Origin of the sequence: Bradyrhizobium sp. 1200_D9_N1_1, assembly GCF_052075915.1 — a bacterium.
In the GTDB taxonomy this organism is placed as follows: Bacteria; Pseudomonadota; Alphaproteobacteria; order Rhizobiales; family Xanthobacteraceae; genus Bradyrhizobium; species Bradyrhizobium diazoefficiens.
Genome location: NZ_CP197226.1, coordinates 7487519 through 7510196 on the forward strand (window position 1 = coordinate 7487519; position 22678 = coordinate 7510196).

At 65.8% G+C, this 22678-nt stretch carries 18 protein-coding genes; 5 read left to right on the forward strand and 13 right to left on the reverse strand.

Features of this window, described 5'->3' with window-relative positions; translation table 11 throughout:
- The first annotated feature begins 474 nt into the window (after window positions 1-474).
- Together AB5K84_RS35715 and AB5K84_RS35720 are read left to right on the forward strand one after the other, a co-directional pair.
- Window positions 475-3879, forward strand: coding sequence for an acyl-[ACP]--phospholipid O-acyltransferase (locus AB5K84_RS35715; RefSeq protein ID WP_011085112.1), 3405 nt, complete (start codon window positions 475-477; stop codon window positions 3877-3879).
- A 5-nt stretch (window positions 3880-3884) separates the two neighbouring features.
- Window positions 3885-4559: an alpha/beta fold hydrolase gene (locus AB5K84_RS35720; RefSeq protein WP_011085111.1), complete on the forward strand. Its 675-nt coding sequence runs from the start codon at window positions 3885-3887 to the stop codon at window positions 4557-4559.
- A 4-nt stretch (window positions 4560-4563) separates the two neighbouring features.
- Here AB5K84_RS35720 and tcuB read toward each other — a convergent pair whose 3' ends face one another.
- Genes tcuB through tcuA form a run of 3 tightly spaced genes read right to left on the reverse strand, consistent with a single transcriptional unit; the run spans window position 4564 to window position 8119 of the window.
- Complete coding sequence (gene tcuB / locus AB5K84_RS35725) at window positions 4564-5664, reverse strand: tricarballylate utilization 4Fe-4S protein TcuB (RefSeq protein ID WP_011085110.1); 1101 nt, start codon at window positions 5662-5664, stop codon at window positions 4564-4566.
- 4 nt (window positions 5665-5668) lie between these two features.
- Window positions 5669-6697, reverse strand: a complete 1029-nt coding sequence (locus AB5K84_RS35730; protein WP_038966592.1) for an esterase — start codon at window positions 6695-6697, stop codon at window positions 5669-5671.
- Between the two features lie 30 nt (window positions 6698-6727).
- Entirely contained in the window at window positions 6728-8119 is a 1392-nt protein-coding gene (gene tcuA, locus AB5K84_RS35735) for an FAD-dependent tricarballylate dehydrogenase TcuA (protein WP_038966591.1), read from the reverse strand.
- 156 nt (window positions 8120-8275) lie between these two features.
- On the opposite strand from tcuA, the gene AB5K84_RS35740 reads away from it, so the two are divergent.
- Window positions 8276-8956, forward strand: coding sequence for a GntR family transcriptional regulator (locus tag AB5K84_RS35740; protein WP_038966590.1), 681 nt, complete (start codon window positions 8276-8278; stop codon window positions 8954-8956).
- A 10-nt stretch (window positions 8957-8966) separates the two neighbouring features.
- Here AB5K84_RS35740 and ybaK read toward each other — a convergent pair whose 3' ends face one another.
- From ybaK to mobB, 8 genes are all read right to left on the reverse strand, one after another.
- Window positions 8967-9440 carry a Cys-tRNA(Pro) deacylase gene (ybaK, locus tag AB5K84_RS35745; RefSeq protein WP_011085106.1) on the reverse strand — a complete coding sequence of 158 codons (474 nt, stop codon included), beginning with the start codon at window positions 9438-9440 and terminating at the stop codon, window positions 8967-8969.
- 236 nt (window positions 9441-9676) lie between these two features.
- Window positions 9677-12445: a formate dehydrogenase subunit alpha gene (gene fdhF, locus AB5K84_RS35750; RefSeq protein WP_038966589.1), complete on the reverse strand. Its 2769-nt coding sequence runs from the start codon at window positions 12443-12445 to the stop codon at window positions 9677-9679.
- A complete protein-coding gene (locus AB5K84_RS35755) occupies window positions 12442-14145 on the reverse strand; it encodes an NADH-ubiquinone oxidoreductase-F iron-sulfur binding region domain-containing protein (RefSeq protein ID WP_011085104.1) in 1704 nt (567 codons plus the stop codon). The genes fdhF and AB5K84_RS35755 overlap by 4 nt, the downstream gene beginning before the upstream one ends.
- A 154-nt stretch (window positions 14146-14299) precedes the next feature.
- Window positions 14300-14581: a hypothetical protein gene (locus AB5K84_RS35760; RefSeq protein ID WP_011085103.1), complete on the reverse strand. Its 282-nt coding sequence runs from the start codon at window positions 14579-14581 to the stop codon at window positions 14300-14302.
- A 92-nt stretch (window positions 14582-14673) separates the two neighbouring features.
- Window positions 14674-16329 carry an OFA family MFS transporter gene (locus AB5K84_RS35765; RefSeq protein WP_011085102.1) on the reverse strand — a complete coding sequence of 552 codons (1656 nt, stop codon included), beginning with the start codon at window positions 16327-16329 and terminating at the stop codon, window positions 14674-14676.
- Between the two features lie 317 nt (window positions 16330-16646).
- Window positions 16647-16910, reverse strand: a complete 264-nt coding sequence (locus tag AB5K84_RS35770; RefSeq protein WP_028174267.1) for a sulfurtransferase TusA family protein — start codon at window positions 16908-16910, stop codon at window positions 16647-16649.
- 45 nt (window positions 16911-16955) lie between these two features.
- A complete protein-coding gene (locus AB5K84_RS35775; protein ID WP_011085100.1) occupies window positions 16956-18212 on the reverse strand; it encodes a molybdopterin molybdotransferase MoeA in 1257 nt (418 codons plus the stop codon).
- 9 nt (window positions 18213-18221) lie between these two features.
- Window positions 18222-18749 (reverse strand): molybdopterin-guanine dinucleotide biosynthesis protein B, encoded by a 528-nt coding sequence (mobB, locus tag AB5K84_RS35780; protein ID WP_011085099.1) that lies wholly within the window; start codon window positions 18747-18749, stop codon window positions 18222-18224.
- Between the two features lie 207 nt (window positions 18750-18956).
- Here mobB and fdhD point away from each other — a divergent pair, with 207 nt between their 5' ends.
- On the forward strand, window positions 18957-19847 hold the full coding sequence (gene fdhD, locus AB5K84_RS35785; protein ID WP_038966588.1) for a formate dehydrogenase accessory sulfurtransferase FdhD: 891 nt from the start codon (window positions 18957-18959) through the stop codon (window positions 19845-19847).
- Entirely contained in the window at window positions 19828-20469 is a 642-nt protein-coding gene (gene mobA, locus AB5K84_RS35790; protein WP_011085097.1) for a molybdenum cofactor guanylyltransferase MobA, read from the forward strand. The genes fdhD and mobA overlap by 20 nt, the downstream gene beginning before the upstream one ends.
- On the opposite strand, the gene AB5K84_RS35795 is transcribed toward mobA, so the two are convergent.
- The gene (locus AB5K84_RS35795) at window positions 20402-20722 is read right to left on the reverse strand and encodes an FAD-dependent monooxygenase (RefSeq protein WP_038966579.1); all 321 of its coding nucleotides are present in this window, start codon (window positions 20720-20722) and stop codon (window positions 20402-20404) included. The two genes, mobA and AB5K84_RS35795, sit on opposite strands and share 68 nt — an antisense overlap.
- The gene (locus AB5K84_RS35800) at window positions 20723-22672 is read right to left on the reverse strand and encodes a molybdopterin biosynthesis protein (RefSeq protein WP_038966586.1); all 1950 of its coding nucleotides are present in this window, start codon (window positions 22670-22672) and stop codon (window positions 20723-20725) included. It abuts the gene before it with no gap.
- Window positions 22673-22678 lie beyond the last annotated feature (6 nt).

The window sequence follows — 22678 nt, forward strand, 5'->3', positions numbered from 1 at the left end:
AGCGTCGCGCGACCTTCCGGATGTGGCGCGCCAACCGTGGCCGCGCCCGTCGCGAAGGCCGCAGGTTCAGCCTGCTTGGTCGCTTCTCCCCCTTTCGCCACCTCGCTCACCTCACCTGAGGCACCCGCCGCGAAGCGGTTCGAATGCAAGAAAAGGCCGCAATGAAGGACTTACCATTTTCCGACATTCGCGGCCGATGTCGCGGGCCTTACCGGTGCGGTTCAGTTTTTGCTCACGGCCCGTCGCATATCCGGGTCAGCGCGGCCCTTCCGCCCAAAGCCGACGCGGCCGCAACCGGAAATTTGCGAACCTAACGAGACCATTTGGAGACCAACAGGATCGGAGGGATCGAGGGGACAGAGCAGGCCGACGACCATCGTCACTCTGCAATCGTTCGTCCCATTCCCTTCCGGTCGTGACGCTTTCACCGCCCACGAAGCAACCTCAGGCTGCCTTTCCAAAACAGGACTAGTCATGATCAGGGAATTGATGTCGTCACGCCGCTTCGCGCCGCTGTTCTGGGCGCAGTTCTTCTCGGCGCTCAATGACAACGTGCTCAAGAACGCACTCGTCATCATCCTGCTTTACAGTGCCGCGACCGGCCACGGCGACGCGCTGGTGACGGTGGCAGGCGCCGTCTTCATCTTCCCCTATTTCATCCTGTCCGGGCTCGGCGGACAGCTCGCCGACAAATACGTCAAATCCGTCGTCGCAAGGCGACTCAAATTCACCGAGATCTTCGCCGCGGGCTTTGCCGCCGCCGGCTTCTTCCTGCACTCGGTGCCGCTGCTGTTCGCAGCGCTCGCGCTGTTCGGCATCATCGCCGCCCTGTTCGGCCCCGTGAAATATTCCATGCTGCCGGACCAGCTCGAGCTCGGCGAGCTCGCGACCGGCAATGCGCTGGTCGAAGGCGCGACCTTCATGGCCATCCTGCTCGGCACCGTCGCCGGCGGCCAGTTCGTGGCCGGCTCCGCCCATATGGGCTGGGTCGCATCCGCCGTGGTGGTGCTGGCTCTGCTGTCCTGGGCTTTCGCTTCCCGCATTCCGCAGACCACGCCCTCCGCGCCCGATCTGCCCGTCGATGCCAATCCCTGGACCTCGACGCTCGGCTTACTGAAGACGCTGCACGCCGACCACCGTCTGTGGGACGGCACCGTGATCGTCTCCTGGTTCTGGCTGGTCGGCGCCATCGTGCTGTCGCTGCTGCCGGCGCTGGTCAAGGAGGTCGTCGGCGGCACCGAAGGCGTGGTGACGCTGTGTCTTGCGATCTTCGCGATCGGCATCGCCATCGGCTCGCTGTTCGCGGCGCAACTGAGCCACGTTCGCCCGAACCTCGCCCTGGTGCCGATCGGCGCCATCATCATGGGGTTTGCCGGCCTCGATCTCGCCTGGGCCATCGGCGTGACCACCAAGGGTCACGACATCACCGCGCTCGACTTCGCAACCTCGTTCGCGGGCCTGCGCATGCTGATCGACTTCGTCGCCTTCGCATTCGGCGGCGGCCTGTTCGTCGTCCCCTCCTTCGCCGCAGTCCAGGCCTGGTCGGTCCCCTCCGAGCGCGCCCGCATCATCGCGGCCGGCAATGTGCTACAGGCTGCCTTCATGGTGGTCGGCTCGCTGTTCGTCGCGCTGCTGCAGGCCGCAGGCCTCCATGTCGGCTGGATCTTCTTCGGCCTTGGCGTCGCCAGCTTCGGCGCGGTGTGGTTCGTGCTGACGAAATGGGGCAAGGAAGGCGTGCGCGATTTCGGCGGGTTGCTGTTCCGCGCACTGTTCCGCACCGAGATCCGCGGCCTCGAGAACCTGCCGCCATCCGGCACGCGCATGCTGATCGCGCCGAACCATGTCAGCCTGATCGACGGCCCGCTGCTGCACGCCGTGCTGCCGATCGACGCGAGTTTCGCGGTCGATACCGGCATCGCCAAGGCCTGGTGGGCCAAGCCGTTCCTGCGGGTGGTGAAGCATTACACCATGGACCCGACCAAGCCGCTGGCCGCGCGCGACCTGATCAAGCTGGTTGCCGCCGGCGAGCCGGTGGTCATCTTTCCGGAAGGACGCATCACCGTCTCCGGCTCGCTGATGAAGGTTTATGACGGCACCGCGATGATCGCGGACAAGGCCGACGCCGTGGTCGTGCCCGTCCGCATCGAAGGCGCGCAGCGCTCGCATCTCAGCTACCTCAACAGCAGCCAGATCAAGCGCTCGTGGTTTCCGCGGGTGACGGTCACGATCCTGCCGCCGGTCAAGCTTCCGGTCGATCCGGCGCTGAAGGGCAAGGCACGCCGCAACGCCGCGGGTGCAGCGCTCCAGGACGTGATGATCGACGCTCTGGTCAAGAACGCCATGCTCGATCACTCGCTGTTCGAAGCGCTCGGACACGCCTATCGCGACCGCGACACCGGCAAGGTCATCGTCGAGGACGCGCTCGGCACCAAGCTGACCTATCGCAAGCTGATCCTGGGCGCGCAGGTCCTGAGCCGGAAGCTGGAAGACGGCACTGCCGTCGGCGAGAATGTCGGCGTGCTGCTGCCGAACTCCGCGGGCGTCGCCGTCGTCTTCATGGCGCTGCAAAACATCGGCCGGGTCCCGGCGATGCTCAACTTCTCCGCCGGCCCGGTCAACGTCCTCGCCGCCATGAAGGCCGCGCAGGTCAAGACCGTGTTGACCTCGAAGGCCTTCATCGAGAAGGGCAAGCTCGACAAGCTGATGGCCGCGATCTCCGCGGAGGCCCGAATTGTCTATCTCGAAGATGTCCGCGCCTCGATCGGTGTGGCCGACAAGATCAAGGGCCTGCTCGCAGGTACAGCGCCGCGGGTCACCCGCCAGGCGAACGATCCTGCCGTCGTTCTGTTCACGTCGGGCTCGGAAGGCACGCCCAAAGGCGTGGTGCTGTCCCACCGCAACATCCTCGCCAACGCGGCGCAGGCGCTGGCGCGGGTCGATGCCAACGCCAATGACAAGGTGTTCAACGTGCTGCCGGTGTTCCACTCCTTCGGGCTGACAGGCGGGATGATGATGCCGCTGCTCGCGGGCATTCCGATCTACATGTACCCGTCCCCGCTGCACTATAGGATCGTGCCCGAGCTGATCTACCAGACCGGCGCCACCATCCTGTTCGGCACCGACACGTTCCTCACCGGCTACGCGCGCTCGGCGCATGCTTACGACTTCCGCACCCTGCGTCTGGTGATCGCCGGCGCCGAGGCGGTCAAGGACCGCACCCGGCAGGTGTTCATGGAGCGCTACGGCATCCGCATCCTCGAGGGCTATGGCGTCACCGAGACGGCGCCGGTACTGGCGATGAACACGCCGATGGCCAACCGCCCCGGCACCGTCGGTCGCCTGTCGCCGCTGATGGAAAGCCGCCTCGATCCGGTCCCCGGCATCGAGGACGGCGGCCGCCTCTCCGTGCGCGGACCGAACGTGATGCTCGGTTACCTCAGGGCCGAAAATCCCGGCGTGCTCGAAGTGCTCGCGGAAGGCTGGCACGACACCGGCGACATCGTCGCAATCGACCCGGCCGGCTTCATCACCATCAAGGGCCGCGCCAAGCGCTTTGCCAAGATCGCAGGCGAGATGGTCTCGCTGTCCGCGGTCGAAAGCATCGCGGCGACGCTGTGGCCGCAGGCCGGCTCGGTCGCCGTGTCGATCCCCGACCAGCGCAAGGGCGAGCGCATCGTGCTGCTGACGACGGAGAAGACCGCCGAGCGCAGCGCGATGCAGGGCCAGGCCAAGGCGATCGGCGCGTCCGAGCTGACCGTGCCCGCCGCGATCATGGTGGTCGACAAGGTGCCGCTGCTCGGCACCGGCAAGACCGACTATGTCACGGCAACGACGATGGCCCGCGAGCAGGCGTCTTCGCCGGAGCGCGAGGTGGCGTAAACGAGATGCAGGAGGCGCCTGAGCCAGGCGACGCGCGATGCCCCGGAGTGGTTCTGCTTCACGGCATCGCGCGGACCTCGGCGTCCCTGACGAAGCTGGAGCGGGCGCTCCGGGCCAGCGGGTTCACGACGCTCAACGTCGACTATTCCAGCCGCAGCAAGCCGATCGCGGCGATCGCAGACGACATTCATCCGGCGATCGCCCGTTTCGCCGAACGTGACGCGCCGCTGCATTTCGTCGCGCATTCGATGGGCGGCCTCGTCGCGCGCGCCTACATCGCAAGACACCGCCCCGCCCGGCTTGCCCGCGTCGTGATGCTGGGCACGCCGAACAGCGGCAGCGAGGTCGCTGATCTCCTGCAGGGATTGCTGCCCTACCGCGCATTCTACGGGCCAGCCGGCCTCGAGCTGACCACCACGCCCGCAACCGCACCGAATGCCCTCCCCGCCATCGACTATCCGGTCGGTGTGATCGCTGGAAACCGCTTCATCGATCCTGTCGCCGGTCTCTTCGTTCTGCCGAAGCCCAATGACGGACGGGTGTCGGTGCAGAGCACGATGCTTGCCGGCATGACCGACCATGTCGTCGTGAAGGCGTCCCACACCGGGCTGCCGCGTCACGCCGCCGCGATCGCACAGACGATCGCTTTTCTGCGCAACGGCCATTTTCGGCCGAGGTAACGGGTCACGGCGCCGTCCGCCGTTCCTGTGCATAGCGAACCAGCGCCGCGAAGCGATAGATGCCGTGCACGAACTTGCCGTAGGGCATGGTGATGAACAGCGCAAACACGGCGCCGAGATGCAGCGCCAACAACGGCCCCATGGCCGCGGCCTCGCGCAGGAGCAGAAGCAGCATGCCGGTGAGACCGGTCAGGAACAGCATGGCGATGAAGCCGACATCCATGCCGTAGCTGTTCTCGTCCAGCAGTTCCGGCGCCCTGCGCAATTTCGCGACGTACAGGCCGATCGGCCCGACGATGAGGCCGATGCCGCCGAGCGCGCCGAGCACGACGGGCAGATCCCACCACGGATACGGCGCCTCGCGTCCGAGGAGATAGTGATACAGCGTGGCGACGGACGTCGCGGCAAAGCACAGCAGGAAGCCGTAGAACGTCAGGTGATGATAGAGCTTGCGCCGGTCGGTCGGCTTGTCGTCCTCGTTGTAGCAGCCAACGCCGCCACCATGGAGATAGCGCAGCTCGCCGGCATCGCGGATCGCCTGGAAAATCGAGCCGCCGTCCGCTCTGCCGCCGATCGGCGTGCCGATATCGCGCCAGAAGGCACGCACGCTCATGACAAGTGCAAGGATGGCATAGAGGAGTGCCGCGCTGAACAACGCAGCCATCGCGTTGTGCGGCATCAGTTTGTAGAACGCCCCAGGCCCGGTATGGACACCGAACAGCACGCTGCGATCGTTCAGCGCAGCAAAGCCGAAGATAAAGGCGGCCATGCTGAGCGCAGCGACGATGCTGATCACGAGACCATTGCGCGCGAAGGCGCCGGACAACGCCCGCGGCCAGGCGTAGGCCGCATAAGACTCCGCGCGCGCGACCGCGAGCGTCTTCGGGACGTTGACGTCGAATTCGTGCGGCGGCGAGAACTGGCAATCGACGTAGCAGGCGCCACAGGAATGGCAGAGGTTGGCGAGATAATTGAGATCGCCGTCGGAGAAGGCGCGGCGCATCTCCATGGCGGGAAATACCGCGCAAAGACCCTCGCAGTAGCGGCAGGAATTGCAGACCGTCATCAGGCGGTCGGCTTCGTCCAGAATTTGGGTTCCGTGCATGGCTCTACTTCGTCAGGCCTTTGCCCTCGAGCCATTTCTGGATCAGGGCCGCGACCTCGAGGTTGTTCTTGTCCATCATCACCATATGCGAATTGCCCTTGATGCCAGCCTGTGGGAGGTCGACGATGTCGACGTTGCCCCCGGCCGCCTTGATGGCGTCCGCAAAGGCGATGCCGTTGGCGCGGATCTTGGGCCAGCGCGAATCGCGCTCGATATAGTCGCCGTAGATGATGAGGGTCGGAATGTTCTTCAGCACATCCGCCCTCGCGGGATCACCGATGCCGGCCGGCTCGATCGCAATCAGCGCCTTGACCTTGTCAGGCCGGGCTTGCGCGACCTTGAAGCCGAAGCTGCCGGCCTGGCTGTGGAACAGGATCACCGAGGGGCCGACGCGATCGAGCTCGGCGATATAGGCGGCGATGGTCGCATCATCAGTTGTGGTCCAGCGCGGTACGTTCTGCTTGACGAAATTCTGGTAGCCCTCGACCGGAAACTGGTTGCCCGGCAGCACCTTTCGCTTGGCGGGATCGGGATCGTAGGAGTTTGGCCCATCACCGATGCGGAAACGCTCGAACGGATTGGCCGTGGTGAGGAAGACAGGCTCGCTCTTGAAGATATCAGGATATTGCGCCCAGCCTGCGCGCCCGCGCTCCACCGCGTCGGAATTGTAGACCGCCCATCCCTTGCGCAGAAAATAATTCAGCCAGCCTTCGCGTCCGTCAGGCGTGGTTTCGTAGGTGACGCCGGTCAGTCCGCCGCCGTGCCACATCAGCAGCGGATAAGCCCCCTTCTCGTTGGCCGGCAGGAAATACTGCACGTACATCTGCTCGACCTGATACGTGCCATTGGGATCGACGTTGGCCGGCACGCCGCCAGGCGCGAACACGACCTCCTTCACCGGCTTGCCGGAGATTTCGACAAGACGCCCGCCGACATGGAACGACCCCATGTCGCGCAGGGTGATCGGCTCGGCGGCGCGGGCGTGGCCGACCATCAGCAGCGCCGTGATCGAGGCAATGACAATACGCGACATGGTTTCTCCCATCACCTTTCTTCTTGGTCCCTAGTTCTTCGCATGACGTGCCGCTTCCCGCCCTGCGATCCGCCCGAACACGCTGCCGATGGTCATGCCCATGCCGGCGGCATAACCCTTGCCGAGCACGTTGCCGGCCATGATCTCGCCGGCCGCGAACATGTTGCCTGATGGCTTGCCGTCAGCCATCAGCATCCGCGCTTCCTTGGTCACGCGCGTGCCGAGATAGGTGAAGGTGATGCCGGGCCGCACCGGATAGGCGAGATAGGGCGGCGTCTCGATCCGCCGCGCCCAATGCGTCTTCTGCGGCGTGATGCCCTCCGTGCGGCAGTCGTCCAGGATGGTGTGGTCGAACGTGCCGGGCCTCACCGCGGCGTTGAACTCCGTGATGGTCGTTTCCAGCGCGGCCGGATCGAGCTCGAGCTTGCTGGCAAGCTCCGCGACCGTCTGCCCGGCGATCGGCGGGAACAGCGTCGGCATGAACGAGGTAACGACGGTGGAATCGAAGATGATATAGGCAATCTGATCGGGCTGCGCCGCGACCAGCCGGCCCCAGATCGCATAGCGCTTCGGCCAGATGTCCTCGCCCTCGTCATAGAAGCGCTGGGCGTGCTTGTTGACGACGATGCCGAAGACGACCGAGTCATGACGCGTGATGATGCCGCCGTCGAATTTCGGCGCGCGGGCGTCGATCGCCACCGCGTGGCACTGGGTGGGATCGCCGACCTCCTGCACGCCCTTGTCGAGCAGCATTTTCAGGATCGAGCCGCGGTTATAGGGCGTGCCGCGAATCAGGAAGTTGTCAGCCGCCTCGCCCCAATACTGCTTCAGCCATTCGATGTTGGCCTCGAACCCGCCGGCCGCGGCGACCAGCGACGTCGCGCGGATCTCGGTCTCGCCCTTGATCGGCCGCTTGAGGCGGGCGGCCAGGAACATGCCGTCCTCGATCACGAGGTCCGTGACCTCGGCATCGTATTCGACATCGACGCCGAGCCGCTCGGCGGTGAGGTAGAGCGCATTCAGCATCGCGCGGCCGCCGCCGAGAAAGAAGGAGTTGGTGCGGCCGAGGCTCAGCGTGCCGCCGAGCGAGGGCTGCCAGCGCACGCCCTGCTCCACGATCCAGTTCAGGATGTCCTTGGACTCCCGGATCATGTGGCGCGCAAGTTCCTCGTCGGTCTGCCCGCCGGTGACCAGCAGCAGATCCTTCCAGAATTCCTCCTCGGTGTAGGGGCCGGTGAGGATTTCGGTGGCAGCGTCATGGGCGCAGCGCATGTTGCGGGTGTGGCGGGTGTTGCCGCCGCGATAGAATTTTGGCGCGCCTTCAAGCACGAGCACCGAGGCGCCGCCACGACGCGCCGCGATCGCCGCACACAGCGCCGCGTTGCCGCCTCCGATCACCAGCACGTCGTATTTGCTGCTCATGCCGTCTGCCCGATGCGACGAAGTTGGAGACATTCTGCCCGCCGGCGGCCTCGGTCAACCGGTCCGCCATTGCGTACTTTTGTATACAAAGATATACAGAAGCTGCGCAAGCCGCATCTCTGCATGGGCAGGATGCGCTTTTTGCTTCGAGGATGCATGTCGAGACGCCCGGCAAAGGCAGGATCGATCGCGCGCGGCGCGGGCGTCGCGCTGGGCGAAGCGGTGTTCCGCTCACTCTGCGAGGCGCTCCAGGCCGGCAGCTACCGCGCGGGCGATCGCCTGCGCGAGGAGGAAGTGGCGCAGCGGCTGAAGGTCAGTCGCACGCCGGTTCGCGAAGCGCTGGGCCGCCTCGCGGCGCGCGGCTTCGTCGAGCCCGCCGGCGGCCGCGGCCTGATCGTCCGCAACCTCGATATCTCCGAGGTGCTCGAGCTCTACGCCATGCGCGAGATCATGGAAGGCGCCGCCGCGCGCCTCGCCGCCGAGCACGCCTCGGCGACCGAAATCGACGCGCTCCGGGACATCGAGCAGACCTTCGTCGAGGCGTCCGCGACCGACGCGATCGAGATGGCGCGGCTCAACCGCGCCTTCCACGAGGCGATCTGCCGCGCCGCGCGCAACCGCTATCTCGACAACGCCTCCCGCGAACTGCAGGACTGGATCGCCCTGCTCGGCCCGACCACCTTCACGGTGACGGGACGCCCCACGACCAGCCACGGCGAGCACCAGGCCATCATCGACGCCATCGCCGCACGCGACGGCGACAGGGCCGAACAGCTGGCGCGAGCACACATCCGCGAGGCGCTGCGCTGCCGGCTCAAATTGTTGCAGAAGCAGTAGAGCGCTGCGCTCACGCCAGCACATCCGCGGCGACCGCCTTCGAGACATCCCGGACGTCGGCGGGCTTGAGCCGCACCTGCAAGCCGCGCTGGCCGCCATTGAGATAGACGTAGTCATGCGCGAGCGCGCTCTGCTCGATCACCGTGCGCACGGGCTTGCGCTGCCCGAACGGGCTGATGCCGCCGACCTTGAAGCCAGTGACGCGCTCCGCCTCCAGCGGCTTCATCATCTGCGCCGACTTTCCGCTCACGGCGGCGGCGAGCTTCTTCATCGAGACCTCCTGGTCGGACGGAACGATCACGCAGACCGGCTTGCCGTCGACGAGCGCCATCAGCGTCTTCAACACGCGCGCCGGATTCTCACCGAGGGCCGACGCCGCCTGGAGCCCGATGCTCTCCGCATCGGGATCATAGTCGTAAGCGTGGACGGTGAAGGCTACATCGGCGGCCGCGAGCGCGCGTGTGGCGGGAGTGACTTTGGACATGGGTCACATTTACCACCGTCATTGCTGGGAGCGAAGCGACGAGTACGGCGCAAACTCTCCCCGGGTCGTCCTGGCGAAAGCCAGGACCCATTACCCCAGGGAGCGGTTTGGCGAAGACTTGTCGTTGGGTATTGCCACCGTCCGCGCTCGATAGATTCCGCGGTATGGGTCCTGGCTTTCGCCAGGACGACATCGGAGTGTTTGGCGGATATCGCGCCGCCCAACGAGCGCCGCCCTTACTCCGCAGCGTCGCGCATCTCCACGCGTTCGGCTCTGGCCGCGCAGAACTTGAATTCCGGGATCTTGCCGAACGGATCGAGCGCCGGGTTGGTCAGGAGGTTCGCCGCCGCCTCCGCGTAGCAGAATGGCATGAACACCATGTTCTCCGGAACGTCGCGGTCGGAGCGGACCTTGACCTCGACGGCGCCGCGGCGGGTCTCCAGGCGAATGAAATCGCCAGGCGCGAGCTGCTTCTTGTGCATGTCCTTCGGGCTCATGAAGGCGACCGCCTCCGGCTCGATCTGGTCGAGCACCTGGGCGCGGCGGGTCATCGAGCCGGTGTGCCAATGCTCCAGCACACGGCCGGTCGAGAGCACCATCGGATATTCGGCGTCGGGCAATTCATCCGGCGGGATGACCTTCGCCGGCACGATCTTGCCGCGGCCGCTCGCGGTCGGGAAGCCCGTGGTGAAGATGATTTCGTTGCCCGGCTTGTTCGGATCGTCCGCCGGATAGGTGACGGCACCTTCGCGCACCAGCCGTTCCCAGCTGATGTTCTTGAGCGACGGCATGAGCTCTGCCATCTCGGTGTAGACATCGCCGGCGCCGGCATAATTCCACGGCAGGCCCATGCGCTTGCCGATCTCCTGGATGATCCAGAGATCCTGCCGCGCATCGCCCGGCGGCTTGATCACCTGTCGCGCGAGCTGCACGCGGCGGTCGGTGTTGGTGAAGGAGCCCTCCTTCTCGGCGAAGGCCGAGGCCGGCAGGATGACGTCGGCGTGGAACGCGGTCTCGGTGACGAAGAGATCCTGCACCACGAGATGGTCGAGCATGGCGAGCGCGTGGCGTGCGTGCTGGAGATCGGGGTCCGACATCGCGGGGTTTTCGCCCTCGATATACATGCCCTTGATCTCGCCGGCATGGATCGCGTTCATGATCTCGACCACCGTGAGGCCGCGCACGGGATCGAGATCCTGCTGCCACAGCTTCTCGAAGGCCCCGCGCAAGTCGTCGCGGCCGACCGGCTGGTAATCCGGCAGGAACATCGGGATCAGGCCGGCATCGGAGGCGCCCTGCACGTTGTTCTGGCCGCGCAGCGGATGCAGGCCGGTGCCGGGGCGGCCGACCTGGCCGGTGATCAGCGCGAGCGCGATCAGGCAGCGCGCATTGTCGGTGCCGTGGACGTGCTGGCTGATGCCCATGCCCCAGAAGATGATCGACGATTTTGCCCGCGCATAGGTGCGTGCAACCTCGCGCAGCGTTTGCGCCGGGACGCCGCAGATCGCCTCCATCTTCTCCGGCGTGAATTCCTTGATCTTCTCCTTGAGGTCCTCAAAACCCTCGGTGTAGCCGGCGATGTACTGGTCGTCGGTCAGGCCTTCAGTGATGATCGTGTTGATCATCGCGTTCAGCATGGCGACGTCGGAGCCGGGCTTGAACTGCAGATGCTTGGTCGCATGGCGCGACAGCGTCTGCCGGCGCGGGTCCATCACGAACAGCTTGGCGCCGTTCTGCTTGACCGCGTTCTTGATGAAGGTCGCGGCGACCGGATGGTTCACGGTCGGGTTGGCGCCGATCACGATGATGACCTCGGCGTCCATCGCCGCGGAGAACGGCGCCGACACGGCGCCCGAGCTGAGACCTTCGAACAGCGCCGCCACCGACGAGGCGTGGCACAGCCGGGTGCAGTGGTCGACATTGTTGGAGCCGAAACCGGTGCGCACCAGCTTCTGGAACAGATAGGCCTCTTCGTTCGAGCCCTTGGCCGAGCCGAAGCCGGCGAGCGCCTTCGCGCCGTTCGTGTCGTGGATCTTGACGAGCCCCTTGGCGGCGATGTCGAGCGCCTCTTCCCAGCTCGCTTCGCGGAAATGGGTGAAGGGATTGGCCGGATCGACCTGGTCGTTGGCATCCTTCTTCGCATTAGGCAGCCGCACCAGCGGCTTGGTCAGGCGGTGCGGATGGTGGATGTAGTCGAAGCCGAAGCGGCCCTTCACACAGAGACGGTTGTGATTGGCGGGGCCATCACGGCCCTCGGCATAGATCACCTTCTCGTCCTTGACCTCGTACGTGACCTGACAGCCGACGCCGCAGAACGGGCAGAGCGAATCCACCTTCTTGTCCGCGTAAGTCACGCGGGTCTGGTTCTCGTCGAGCATCACGGCCGGCATCAACGCGCCGGTCGGGCAGGCCTGCACGCATTCGCCGCAGGCAACGCAGGTGGACTCGCCCATGGGATCGTCGAAGTCGAACACGATCTTCGAGCCATGGCTGCGGTAGGCCATGCCGATGACGTCGTTGACCTGGACCTCGCGGCAGGCGCGCACGCACAGGCCGCACTGGATGCAGGCATCGAGATTGACGCGCATCGCCGGATGGCTCGCGTCGGTCGCCCAGCGCTCGGCAGCGGGAAAGCGGCTCTCGGTGACGCCGGTGGTCTCGGCCCAGTGCCAGAACTTCGAGTCCGGATCGTGCGAGGTTTCGCGCGCCGGCTGGTCGGCGACGAGCAGCTCCATCACCATCTTCTGCGCGGAAACCGCACGCGCGGACTCGGTCTTCACCTTCATGCCGACCGACGGCGTGCGCTTGCACGATGCGGCGAGCACGCGCTCGCCCTCGATCTCGACCATGCAGGCGCGGCAATTGCCGTCGGGACGATAGTCGGGCGCCGGCGAGTAGCAGAGATGCGGGATCTCGCGGCCCTGGCGTTTTGCGACTTGCCAGATGGTCTCGCCGGGACTGGCCTCGACCTGCTTGCCGTCGAGCTCGAACGTAATCTTCGTCATTCGGCCGCTTCCTTGAACTCGTCAGGGAAATATTTGATCACGGTGGTAAGCGGATTCGATGCCGCCTGCCCGAGCCCGCAGATCGAGGCATCGCGCATCGCCTGGCTCAATTCTTCCAGCAACGCGCGGTTCCAGACTGGCTTCTGCATCAGCAGCGCCGCCTTCTGGGTTCCAACGCGGCACGGCGTGCACTGGCCGCAGCTCTCGTCCTCGAAGAATTTCATCAGGTTCAGGGCCGCTGCTCGCACGCTGTCCTTCTGCGACAGGATCACGATCGCGGCCGAGCCGATGAAGCAGCCGTATTTCTCCAGCGTACCGAAATCGAGCGGGATGTCGTCCATCGACGCCGGCAGGATGCCGCCCGAGGCGCCACCCGGAAGATAAGCGTAGAAGGTGTGGCCGTCGGCCATGCCGCCGCAATATTCGTCGATCAACTCGCGCACGGTGATGCCTGACGGCGCGAGCTTCATGCCGGGATTCTTCACGCGGCCGGAGACCGAGAAGCTGCGCAGGCCATGACGCTCGTGGCGGCCGTGGCCCTTCCACCAGTCGGCGCCCTTCTCGACGATGTCGCGCACCCACCACAGCGTCTCGACGTTGTTGATCAGCGTCGGCAGTCCGAACAGGCCGACCTGGAACGGATAAGGCGGCTTGTGCCGGGGCAGGCCGCGCTTGCCCTCGATGCTCTCGAGCAGCGAAGATTCCTCGCCGCAGATGTAGGCGCCGGCGCCGCGGCGCATGTGCAACGTCGGGCCGCCCGGCGGCAGCTTTGCGATCTCGCGCTCCAGGATCTCGCGTGCGGCCGGATATTCGTCGCGGATGTAGATGTAGACGTCGGACGCCTCAACGATATGCGCACCGATCAGGGTGCCCTCGATGAAGCGATGCGGGTCGTTGTTGAGGTAGACGCGGTCCTTGAAGGTGCCCGGCTCGCCCTCGTCGCCGTTGACCGCCATCAGCCGCGGGCCGGGCTCGCCAAGCACCGCGCGCCATTTGCGTCCCGTCGGGAAGCCCGCGCCGCCGAGACCACGCAGGCTGGAATCCTCGAGAAGCCTGAGGATATCGTCCTTGCTGACCGCCCCGGAGCGCAGCCGCTCCAGCAGCTTGTATCCGCCGTCCTGCACATAGGCGTCGTAGTCGACATAAGCAGGAATGTGCGCGTGAACGTCGCCGCGCGCTGCCGTGGCCAGCACCTCGGCGGCCGTAGCCTGATGCACGAAATGATGGCCGACTTCCGCGACCGGGGCCGCGTCGCACAATCCGACACAGGGCGCGCGTACGACGCGAATACCGGGACCGGCGCTGCGCTGGAGATCCTGCAACAGCTGCCCACCGCCGAGCATCTCACAGGTCAACGAATCGCAGACGCGGATCGTCAGCGGCGCGATATCAGGCTCACCTTCCTTCACGATGTCGAAATGCGCGTAGAAGGTCGCGGTCTCGAACACCTCGGCGAAGGCGAGCTTCATCTCGTCGGCGAGGGCCGCAAGATGCGCCGCCGAGATCTGGTGATATTTGTCCTGGATCAGGTGGAGATATTCGATCAGGAGGTCGCGCCGCCGCGGGCGATCGCCGAGCAGCTGCTCGATCTCGTGTGCGGCGGTGGGATCGACCTGCCGCCCCTTGGGCGTGGCCTTGGCTCGCTTCCGCCCCTCGCCCGGATGTTCGAACGAGCGGACCTCGTGCACGTCATGGCTCATCGATGAGTCTCGTAAACCTTCTTTAAAACACGTCCAAGTCTAGCCGTTGGCATACCAGATGCCAAGAGAATTCATCCATTCCGATAAGCATTTAAGGGGCATGGGGCCAACACGCTCCACGCCCCTTGCCTCGAACTGTTGGTGGAACCCGACCTCAGGTCTTGTTCATGCACTCCTCGATGTAGAACCAGCGATCGTCGCCGGCGAGGCCCTTGGACTTCACGTCGGCGCGGCAGGCCTTGAGCTTCGGCTTGTTGGCGGACCACTTCGCCTTCATGTCCTTCAGCTTCTGCATGGTGAGTTTGATCTTGCCCGGCTTGGCCTCCGTCGTCGCGGCCGGTGCCGTGGTGGCAGGCGCCGCCGCGGTTTGCGCGGACGCGGCATGAAGGCCAGCGACCAGCAACACGGCCGCAAGGCAAATTCGGGTGCGAAGCATTTAAATCCCCTAAGTACCAGTCTTGATGATGTCTGAAAGGCGAACGCCGCGGGACACCGATGATGAGCATCCCGCGGCTGTCTTGATGGCGATCAGAATATCTTGACCGCGCTCTCCAGCGTCTTCCACACACCCCAGAGCAGGGGAATGCCGACGAAGGCCCAGAACAGCGCCGCCTTGGCGTCAAGCCCGCCAAACCCGATGCCGTAAGAGCCGTGCGGTCCGGCTGCGGCGGCGCTGGCGCTCGCCGCCTGCAACTTGGCGACATCGGCCTCCTTCATGTGCCACTTCGGATCGACCGGCTTGATCAGGTAGTTGCAGATCAGGCCCGCGATCAGCATCGCGCACAGGATGTACATGGTAGTGTTGTAGAGCTGATCGCGCGGCACGCCGGCCGCGAGCTGGAACTCGCGGATGTAGTTGACCACGACGGGGCCGATGATGCCCGCGGTGGACCATGCCGTCAGCAGCCGGCCGTGGATGGCGCCCACGAACTGCGTGCCGAACATGTCGGCGAGATAGGCCGGCACGGTCGCGAAGCCGCCGCCATACATCGACAGGATGATGCCGAAGCCGAGCACGAAGAGCAGCTTCGAGCCCATCGCCGCAAAGGTCGGCGCCAGCGCATAGAGCACGATGCCGAGGATGAAGAAGGTGTAGTAGGTGTTCTTGCGTCCGATCCTGTCCGACAACGACGCCCAGAAGAAGCGGCCGCCGATGTTGAACAGCGACAGCAATCCGGCGAAGCCCGCGGCGATCGCGGCGATCTGCGCCTTCTGCCCGGCATCGAGCGCGTTGAAGCCGACGTCCGGCAGGCCGATCAGCTTGCCGGCGAAGATCTCCTGGAGCATGGGCGAGGCCATGCCGATCACGCCGATACCCGCCGACACGTTCAGGCAGAGCACCCACCAGATCAGCCAGAACTGCGGCGTCTTGTGTGCGTCATTGAGATGAACGTTGTTCTTCGAGATCATCGCGTTGGCCTTGGACGGCGGGGTCCAGCCTTCGGGCTGCCAGCCGGGCGGCGGCAAGCGATAACGGAACGCGCCGATCATCATGAACACGAAGTAGATGACGCCCATCGCGACGAAGGTCTCCCAGACGCCGACCGAAGTCGGGGTCTTGAAGTAGTTCATCAAGAGGTTCGCCAGCGGCGCGCCGATCATGGCGCCGCCGCCGAAGCCCATGATGGCCATGCCGGTCGCCATGCCGCGGCGGTCGGGGAACCACTTCACTAGCGTCGACACCGGCGAGATATAGCCAAGGCCGAGACCGATGCCGCCGATCACGCCCGAGCCCAGCCACATCAACCAGAGTTGGTGGGTGTAGATGCCGATCGCGCCGAGAAACAGGCCGCCGCACCAGCACAACGCGGCAACGAAGCCGGCCTTGCGCGGACCGACCCGCTCGAGCCAGCCGCCCCAGATCGCGGCCGAAACGCCGAGCAGCACGAAGAACAGCGTGTACATCCAGCCCAGGCTCGCGACTTTCCAGTCGCAGGTGGTGGAGAACAACTCCTGGAACAGCGAGATGTCGGGGCACGCCTTCGGCGCGTTCAACCCGATCGCGCGCGACAGTGGCAGCCAGAACACCGAGAAGCCGTAGGCCATGCCGATGCACAAATGGATGCACAGCGCCGCAGGCGGCACCAGCCAGCGATTGAAGCCGGCGGTCGCAATCGTCCGCTCGCGATCAAGAAAGCCAGAGCCAGCGCCCGATATCGTTCCAGCGCTCTCAATAGTAGACATACAGTCCTCCCCTAAGCCGCCCTTCTGAGCAGCCTGCCGCTAAGATCCTGATCCTCAGCCATTCACGGTGCAGCCAGCTGTCCCCGCTGCCCCGCATAATCATCCGGCGCGCGCCAGGATCGGTCACGCGCCTCCGAAAAGTTAACCCCTCGAGCGGGGCTCTATGCCCGATACCACGTGCAGGCTTCGTGTTTGGCCCGTTGATCCGCGTATCGCAGACAACACTCAACCTCCGCGCCCGCACGGAGAAAGTCAATTTGGGCAGAAGCCATGATCGATGTCGATAGACAAAAGGTCGGTATCAACGCGGTAACGCGTCAGGAACGCAGCGCACCATTGGTGTTGCCTATCGGACCATTTGCCTTTTCTATCAAGAACACGATGCGCGCGTCGTTGCGCTCGGTGATCTCCACCGTGTCGCCGGTCTCGCGAATCAGATTCGGAATGTCGATCACCGACAGCGGATCGGTGCAGTACACCTCGAGCTGATCGCCCGGCTGTAACGGTTTGAGCGCCTTGCGTGTCTTCAGGGCGGGCAGCGGGCATTTCAGCCCGGTGAGATCGAGCGTGGTTCTGGTCATGGGCGCAACCATGGCGGGACCGATCAATGGCGTCAACGCAACCGGTCAGAGCAGATCGGCATAGGACAGGAACCCCACGCTCTGCCCTGGCTCGACACGCGTGATGTCCTCGCCGAGCTCGACGAGGCCGTCGGTCTCGACCAGCGACGACAACAGCCCGGCGCCTTCGCGCGGGAACTTGATGGCCTCCAGCGCGCCATCCTGTCCCCTCCGCAACGAGACACGAATATATTCGCGGCGGCCGATCTTCTTCTTGTAGGTGAACGCCGCACGCACCGGGATCGGCAACAGCGGCTCCGGCAAACCACCCATCAGCGCCAGCACCGTCGGCCGCACCACATGGACGAAGGTGACGAAACTCGCGACGGGATTGCCGGGCAGGCCGATCAGCGGGGTGCCGCCGATGATGCCCATTGCCACGGGCCGGCCGGGCTTGATCGCCATCCGCCACAGCACCAGCGAGCCGATGCTCTCGACCGCTGCCTTGACGTGGTCCTCCTCGCCGGTCGAGACGCCGCCGGTGGTGAGGATCAGGTCGTGGCTGCCTGCAACCTGCTTCAAGCCATTCGCGAGGGAAGTCCGCTCGTCACGCAGGATGCCGAGATCGCTGACCTCGCAGCCGAGCCGGCGCAGCATCGCCATCAGCATGAAGCGGTTGGAGTCGAACAGCTGCGAGGCGGCGCGCGGCTCGCCCGGCGACGCCAGCTCGTCGCCGGTCGAGAACACCGCAACGCGGATGCGCCTGACGACGTCGATCCGCGTCAGGCCGAACGCCGCGGCGAGCGCGACATGCTGTGGCCGCAGCCGCTGGCCGGCGCGCAGCGCGACGTGCCCTTGAGGGATGTCCTCGCCCGCGGGCCGGACGTTTGCGCCCGGCTTCAGCCCCGGCGGCAGCACGATCCTGGCGGCGTCATCGATGCGGACATCCTCCTGCATGAAGACGGTCCCGGCATCCGGCGGCATCGGCGCACCCGTGAAGATGCGCGCGGTGTGGCCGGGCCTGATCGGCGCTTGAACAAGGCCGCCGGCCTGGATGCGGCCATCGAGCGGAAACGCCCGTTCCGCGCTGTCCGGAAGATCGGCGTCGCGCACGGCATAGCCGTCGACGGCGGAGTTGGTGAAGGGTGGCAGCGGCAGGGGCGCGGCGATGTCTCGGGCCAGCACGCGCCCGTCCGCATCGACCAGCGCCACGGTTTCGAGATCGGCAATCGCGTTGACGCGCGTCGTGATCAGGCCAACGGCCTCGTCGACCGACATCATCGGTCCGCCAAAGGCAAAGCAATCGTCAGACAGTTGCGCCATGGTGCCTCGTCAGCGCATAGCAGCGCTTTTCGCGACCGCTTCCTCGACCGGCATCGCCACACGCAACAGCAGCGACGCCGCGGCCGGGATATCGTCGAGATGGACGGTCGGCAGCCGGGTGTCAATCGGGGCGTCGGTCGCGATCCCGGCAATTCCGGGATCGTCGGGAAACAGCAACGGTTTGCCGTTGCCGGCACGATGGACTTCGATCTTGCGGTGCGGCTCGCGCTTGAAACCCTCGACCACGACGAGATCGACCGCGGAAAGCTTGCTCAGGAGTTCCGGCAGCCGCGGCTCCGCCGCGCCGCGCAACTCGTGCATCAGAGCCCAGCGATTTGACGAGGCAACCAGCACCTCGGCCGCGCCCGCCTCGCGATGGCGCCAGGAATCCTTGCCGGGCACGTCGACGTCGAACTGGTGATGCGCATGCTTGATGACGGAGACGCGCAGGCCTTGCGCGCTGAAATACGGGATCAGCCGCGTCAACAGCGTGGTCTTGCCCGCACCGCTCCAGCCCGCAAGGCCGATGACTTTCATAACCGATCCGTCTCCGCCAACGACACGCCTGCCGATGGAACCGCCGGCCTCTCCCCGTCATTGCGAGCGTAGCGAAGCAATCCAGACTGCCACCGCGGTATAGTTCTGGATTGCTTCGCCGCGCGCAATGACGGCGAGGCAGCATTTTCGCTTTCCGCCAGCATGCTTATATCGGCTTGACCCGAATGTCATGCTAACGTCGTGGCCATGATGAAGATCGACAAAGCCCCGGTGCCCCTGATCGTCCCCAACCCGGATGACCCGCGCCTGACCCAGAGCGTGACCGGGACCGACCAGACCGGCGCCAGAGTCGAGATCAAGGTGCCGATGGAGCGGCCGCTGACGCTCTACCTGAATTCCCAGGAGATCGTCACCATGATGACGATCGGCGACTATCCGGAATATCTGGCGCTGGGCTATCTGCTCAACCAGAACATGCTGAAATATAATGACGCGGTGACCGAGGTCGAATACGACGACGACCTCCAGGTCGTGGTCGTGCGCACCTCGCATCACACCAATTTCGAGGCCAAGCTGAAGAAGCGCACACAGACCTCGGGTTGCGCGCAGGGCACCGCCTTCGGCGATCTGCTGGAAGCGGTCGAGAGCGTCGCACTGCCGAAGGCGGAGCTGCGCACCTCCTGGCTCTACCAGATGACGCAGACCATCAACACCATGCCCTCGCTGTATCTGGAGGCCGGTGCGATCCATGGCTGCGTGCTGTGCAAGGAGGGCGAGCCGCTCTGCTACACTGAGGACGTCGGCCGCCACAACGCCGTGGACAAGATCGCGGGCTGGATGTACCGCCACGGCGTCGATGCCGGCGACAAGATCCTCTACACCACGGGACGTCTCACCTCGGAGATGGTGATCAAGACGGTACGCATGGGCATTCCGATCCTGGTGTCGCGCTCCGGCTTCACCGCGTGGGGCGTCGATCTCGCAAGACAGGTGGGCCTGACGCTGGTCGGCCGCACCCGCGGCAAGCGCTTCATCGCGCTCGCGGGCGAGGAACGGATCGTCTACGACCAGAACCTTGCTTACGTCGAAGAGGAGTCAGCCAAGCACAAGCGCAAGGGTGAAGGTGGTGACGACTGAAACTCCGCTGACGCAAGGCGTGCTGCTCGCCGGCGGCCTCGCGCGACGCATGGGCGGCGGCGACAAGCCGATGCGCACCATCGGCGGACGCACCATCCTGGAGCGCGTGATCGCACGTCTTTCGCCCCAGTGCAGCGGACTGATCCTCAATGCGAACGGCGATCCCGCGCGCTTCGCCGCATTCGGCCTGCAGGTGGTCGCCGACGACGTACCCGGCTTTCCCGGCCCGCTCGCCGGCATTCTCGCCGCGCTCGACTGGACCGCGGCGAACCGGCCGGGGATCGAATGGGTGCTCAGTGCCGCCGGCGACTGCCCGTTCCTGCCGCGCGATCTCGTCGCGCGCCTGCATGAAGCCCGTGAGCGGGAGAGCGCGCAGCTCGCGGTCGCCGCATCGGGCGACCAGACGCATCCGGTGATCGGGCTGTGGCGCGTTGCCTTGCGCGACGAATTGCGCCACGCCCTCGTCGTCGAGGACCTGCGCAAGATCGACCGCTGGACCGCACGCTATCCGCTCGCGACGGTGACGTGGCCGGTCGAGCCGCTCGATCCGTTCTTCAACGCCAATACGGTCGAGGACATCGCCGAGGCCGAGCGGCTCGCGGCGCTGGATGACGCGGCCTAGCCTCGCGCATCCGCGCCTCCAGCCCCAGCGCGCGCAACACCTTCATGGCATTGCAGCCGATCTGGATGCCGGCGCCGATGCGGGCGAATTGGGAGGCCTGCTCGTAGACCATCACATTGATGCCGACGCGCCGGAGCGCCGCGGCGGTCGCAAGCCCGCCCATGCCGGCACCGACGATCGCGACCGAAAGCGGCCTTGCCATCGCGTCCCCCAACCTGTCGCACGGCTTGAAGGCCGCGTCGTCGTCTATCATCTACGCCGGCCGGAAGCCCGCTCGCTCCAGTGCCGTACGTGCCTCGCCCGAGCCAAGTGCGTCGAGAAAGGCCTGTACCGCCGGACGCTGCTTGCGCGCCGTCACCAACGCAAAGTCATAATGCTCTTCCGCGAGCGGAATGAAACCGAGACCGACCGCATGGGCGACCGGCGCAATGGTCATGCCCCAGTCGGCGCGTTGCTGCGCGACGGCGGCGGCAACGGCGTTGTGCGAGCGCGGCTGGTTCCAATAGCCTTCGGGGCGCGCACCGCCGAGCAGCCGGTCGATCAGGATACGCGTGCCGGCGCCCTGGTTGCGGTTGACCATGATGCAGGCGGGATCCGTGAGCGCGGCGGCAACGGCGTCCTTTGCGCTGAGGCCCTCGAAGCGCTTGTCGCCCTTGCGGAACACGATGCCCTGCATCCGCCGCCAGCCCGGCACGAGCTCGAGCCCTTCGACCAAATAAGGCGTGTTGTAGGTCTCGCTTCTGTCGTCGAACAGATGGATCGGCGCGAGATCGCACTCGCCCCTTTTGGCTGCCGCAAGCCCGCCGAGGCTGCCGACCGCGATCGAGCGCACTGTGAGGCCCGCATGCGCGAGCTGTGCGGTGACGAGGTCGAGGCCGGTGCAATGGCTGCCGACGATGACGAGATCCGGCACGCGCACATGCGGCGTGAACAGCGTCACCTCGGCCTCGGTCCCCGCGGGCATCTGATCGGCGAGCGCATCGATGCGCAGGAAGCCGTCGGCCTGCGCGAAGGAGGTGATCGCACCGGAGCCCTTGCCGGAGGGATAGGCGATCAAGCCGCCCCTGCCCTCGACCAGCGAGACCATGACGAATTCGGTGCGGCCGAGCTCGGAGGCAATGCGCACCGGCACGGTCGCGCTGACCTTGGCATCGGAGCGCGGCGGCAGGCCGGCCATCCTGCGCAGCACCGGCACGATCATGTCGTGGAAGGTGAACATCGCCGAGGTCGGAAAGCCCGGCAGGATCACGACCGGCTTGCCGTCGCAGACCGCGAGGCACAGCGGCTTGCCGGGCTTGAGCGCCACGCCATGCGCGACGACGCCGGGCTGGCCGAGCCGGCTGATGATGCGGTGGGACAGGTCGCCCGCGCCTTTCGACGTGCCGCCGGAGAGCACCAGCATGTCGGCGTCCGCCAGCGCGCGGCGCATGGCGGATTCGAGCTTCGCTTCGTCGTCGGGAATGGCACCGAGGAAGATTGCCTCGCCGCCATTCTCGTCGATCGCGGCCGCGACGATCGCGCCGTTGGTGTCGTGGATCTCCGCGGGCGCAAGCACCTCGCCGGGCTGAACCAGTTCGTCGCCGGTCGAGATCACGGCGACCCGCGGCTTGCGCGCGACGGCCACCTCGGCAATGCCGCAGGCCGCCAGCATCCCGATCTCGCGTGAGCCGACGAGCGTGCCGGCGCGCAGCAGCGCTTCGCCGCGTGCGATGTCGGAGCCCGCATAGGAGACGAACTGCCCGGGAGACGCGGCACGGCGGACATCGACCGCATCCGGGCCGGCAGGCTGGGTGTGCTCGACCATGACGACAGCGTCGGCGCCGCGCGGCAGCGGGCCGCCGGTGGCGATCGGCGTTGCGGTGCCTGTGGCAACTTGCATCCTCGGCGCGGTGCCGCAGTGGATGGTCTCGCCGTTCAACGCAAGGCGGACAGGCGCACCTTCGCCGGCCGCGGCGAGGTCCGCCGAGCGGACGGCAAAGCCGTCGACATTGGAACGGTCGAACGGCGGGACGTCGATCGGGGCGGTGACGTCTTCGGCGAGCGCCGTGCCGAGCGTATCGGCAAGCTTGCGCGTTTCGCTCGGAATCGCGCGGGGAAACAGCGCCGCCTCGAAACGAGCCATCGCCTCCTCACGCGAGAGGATCTTGAGGAACTGCTCCTGTTCGAGCGCGCTGCGGTCTTGCGATTGCGGGATCATCGTCATGCCGGA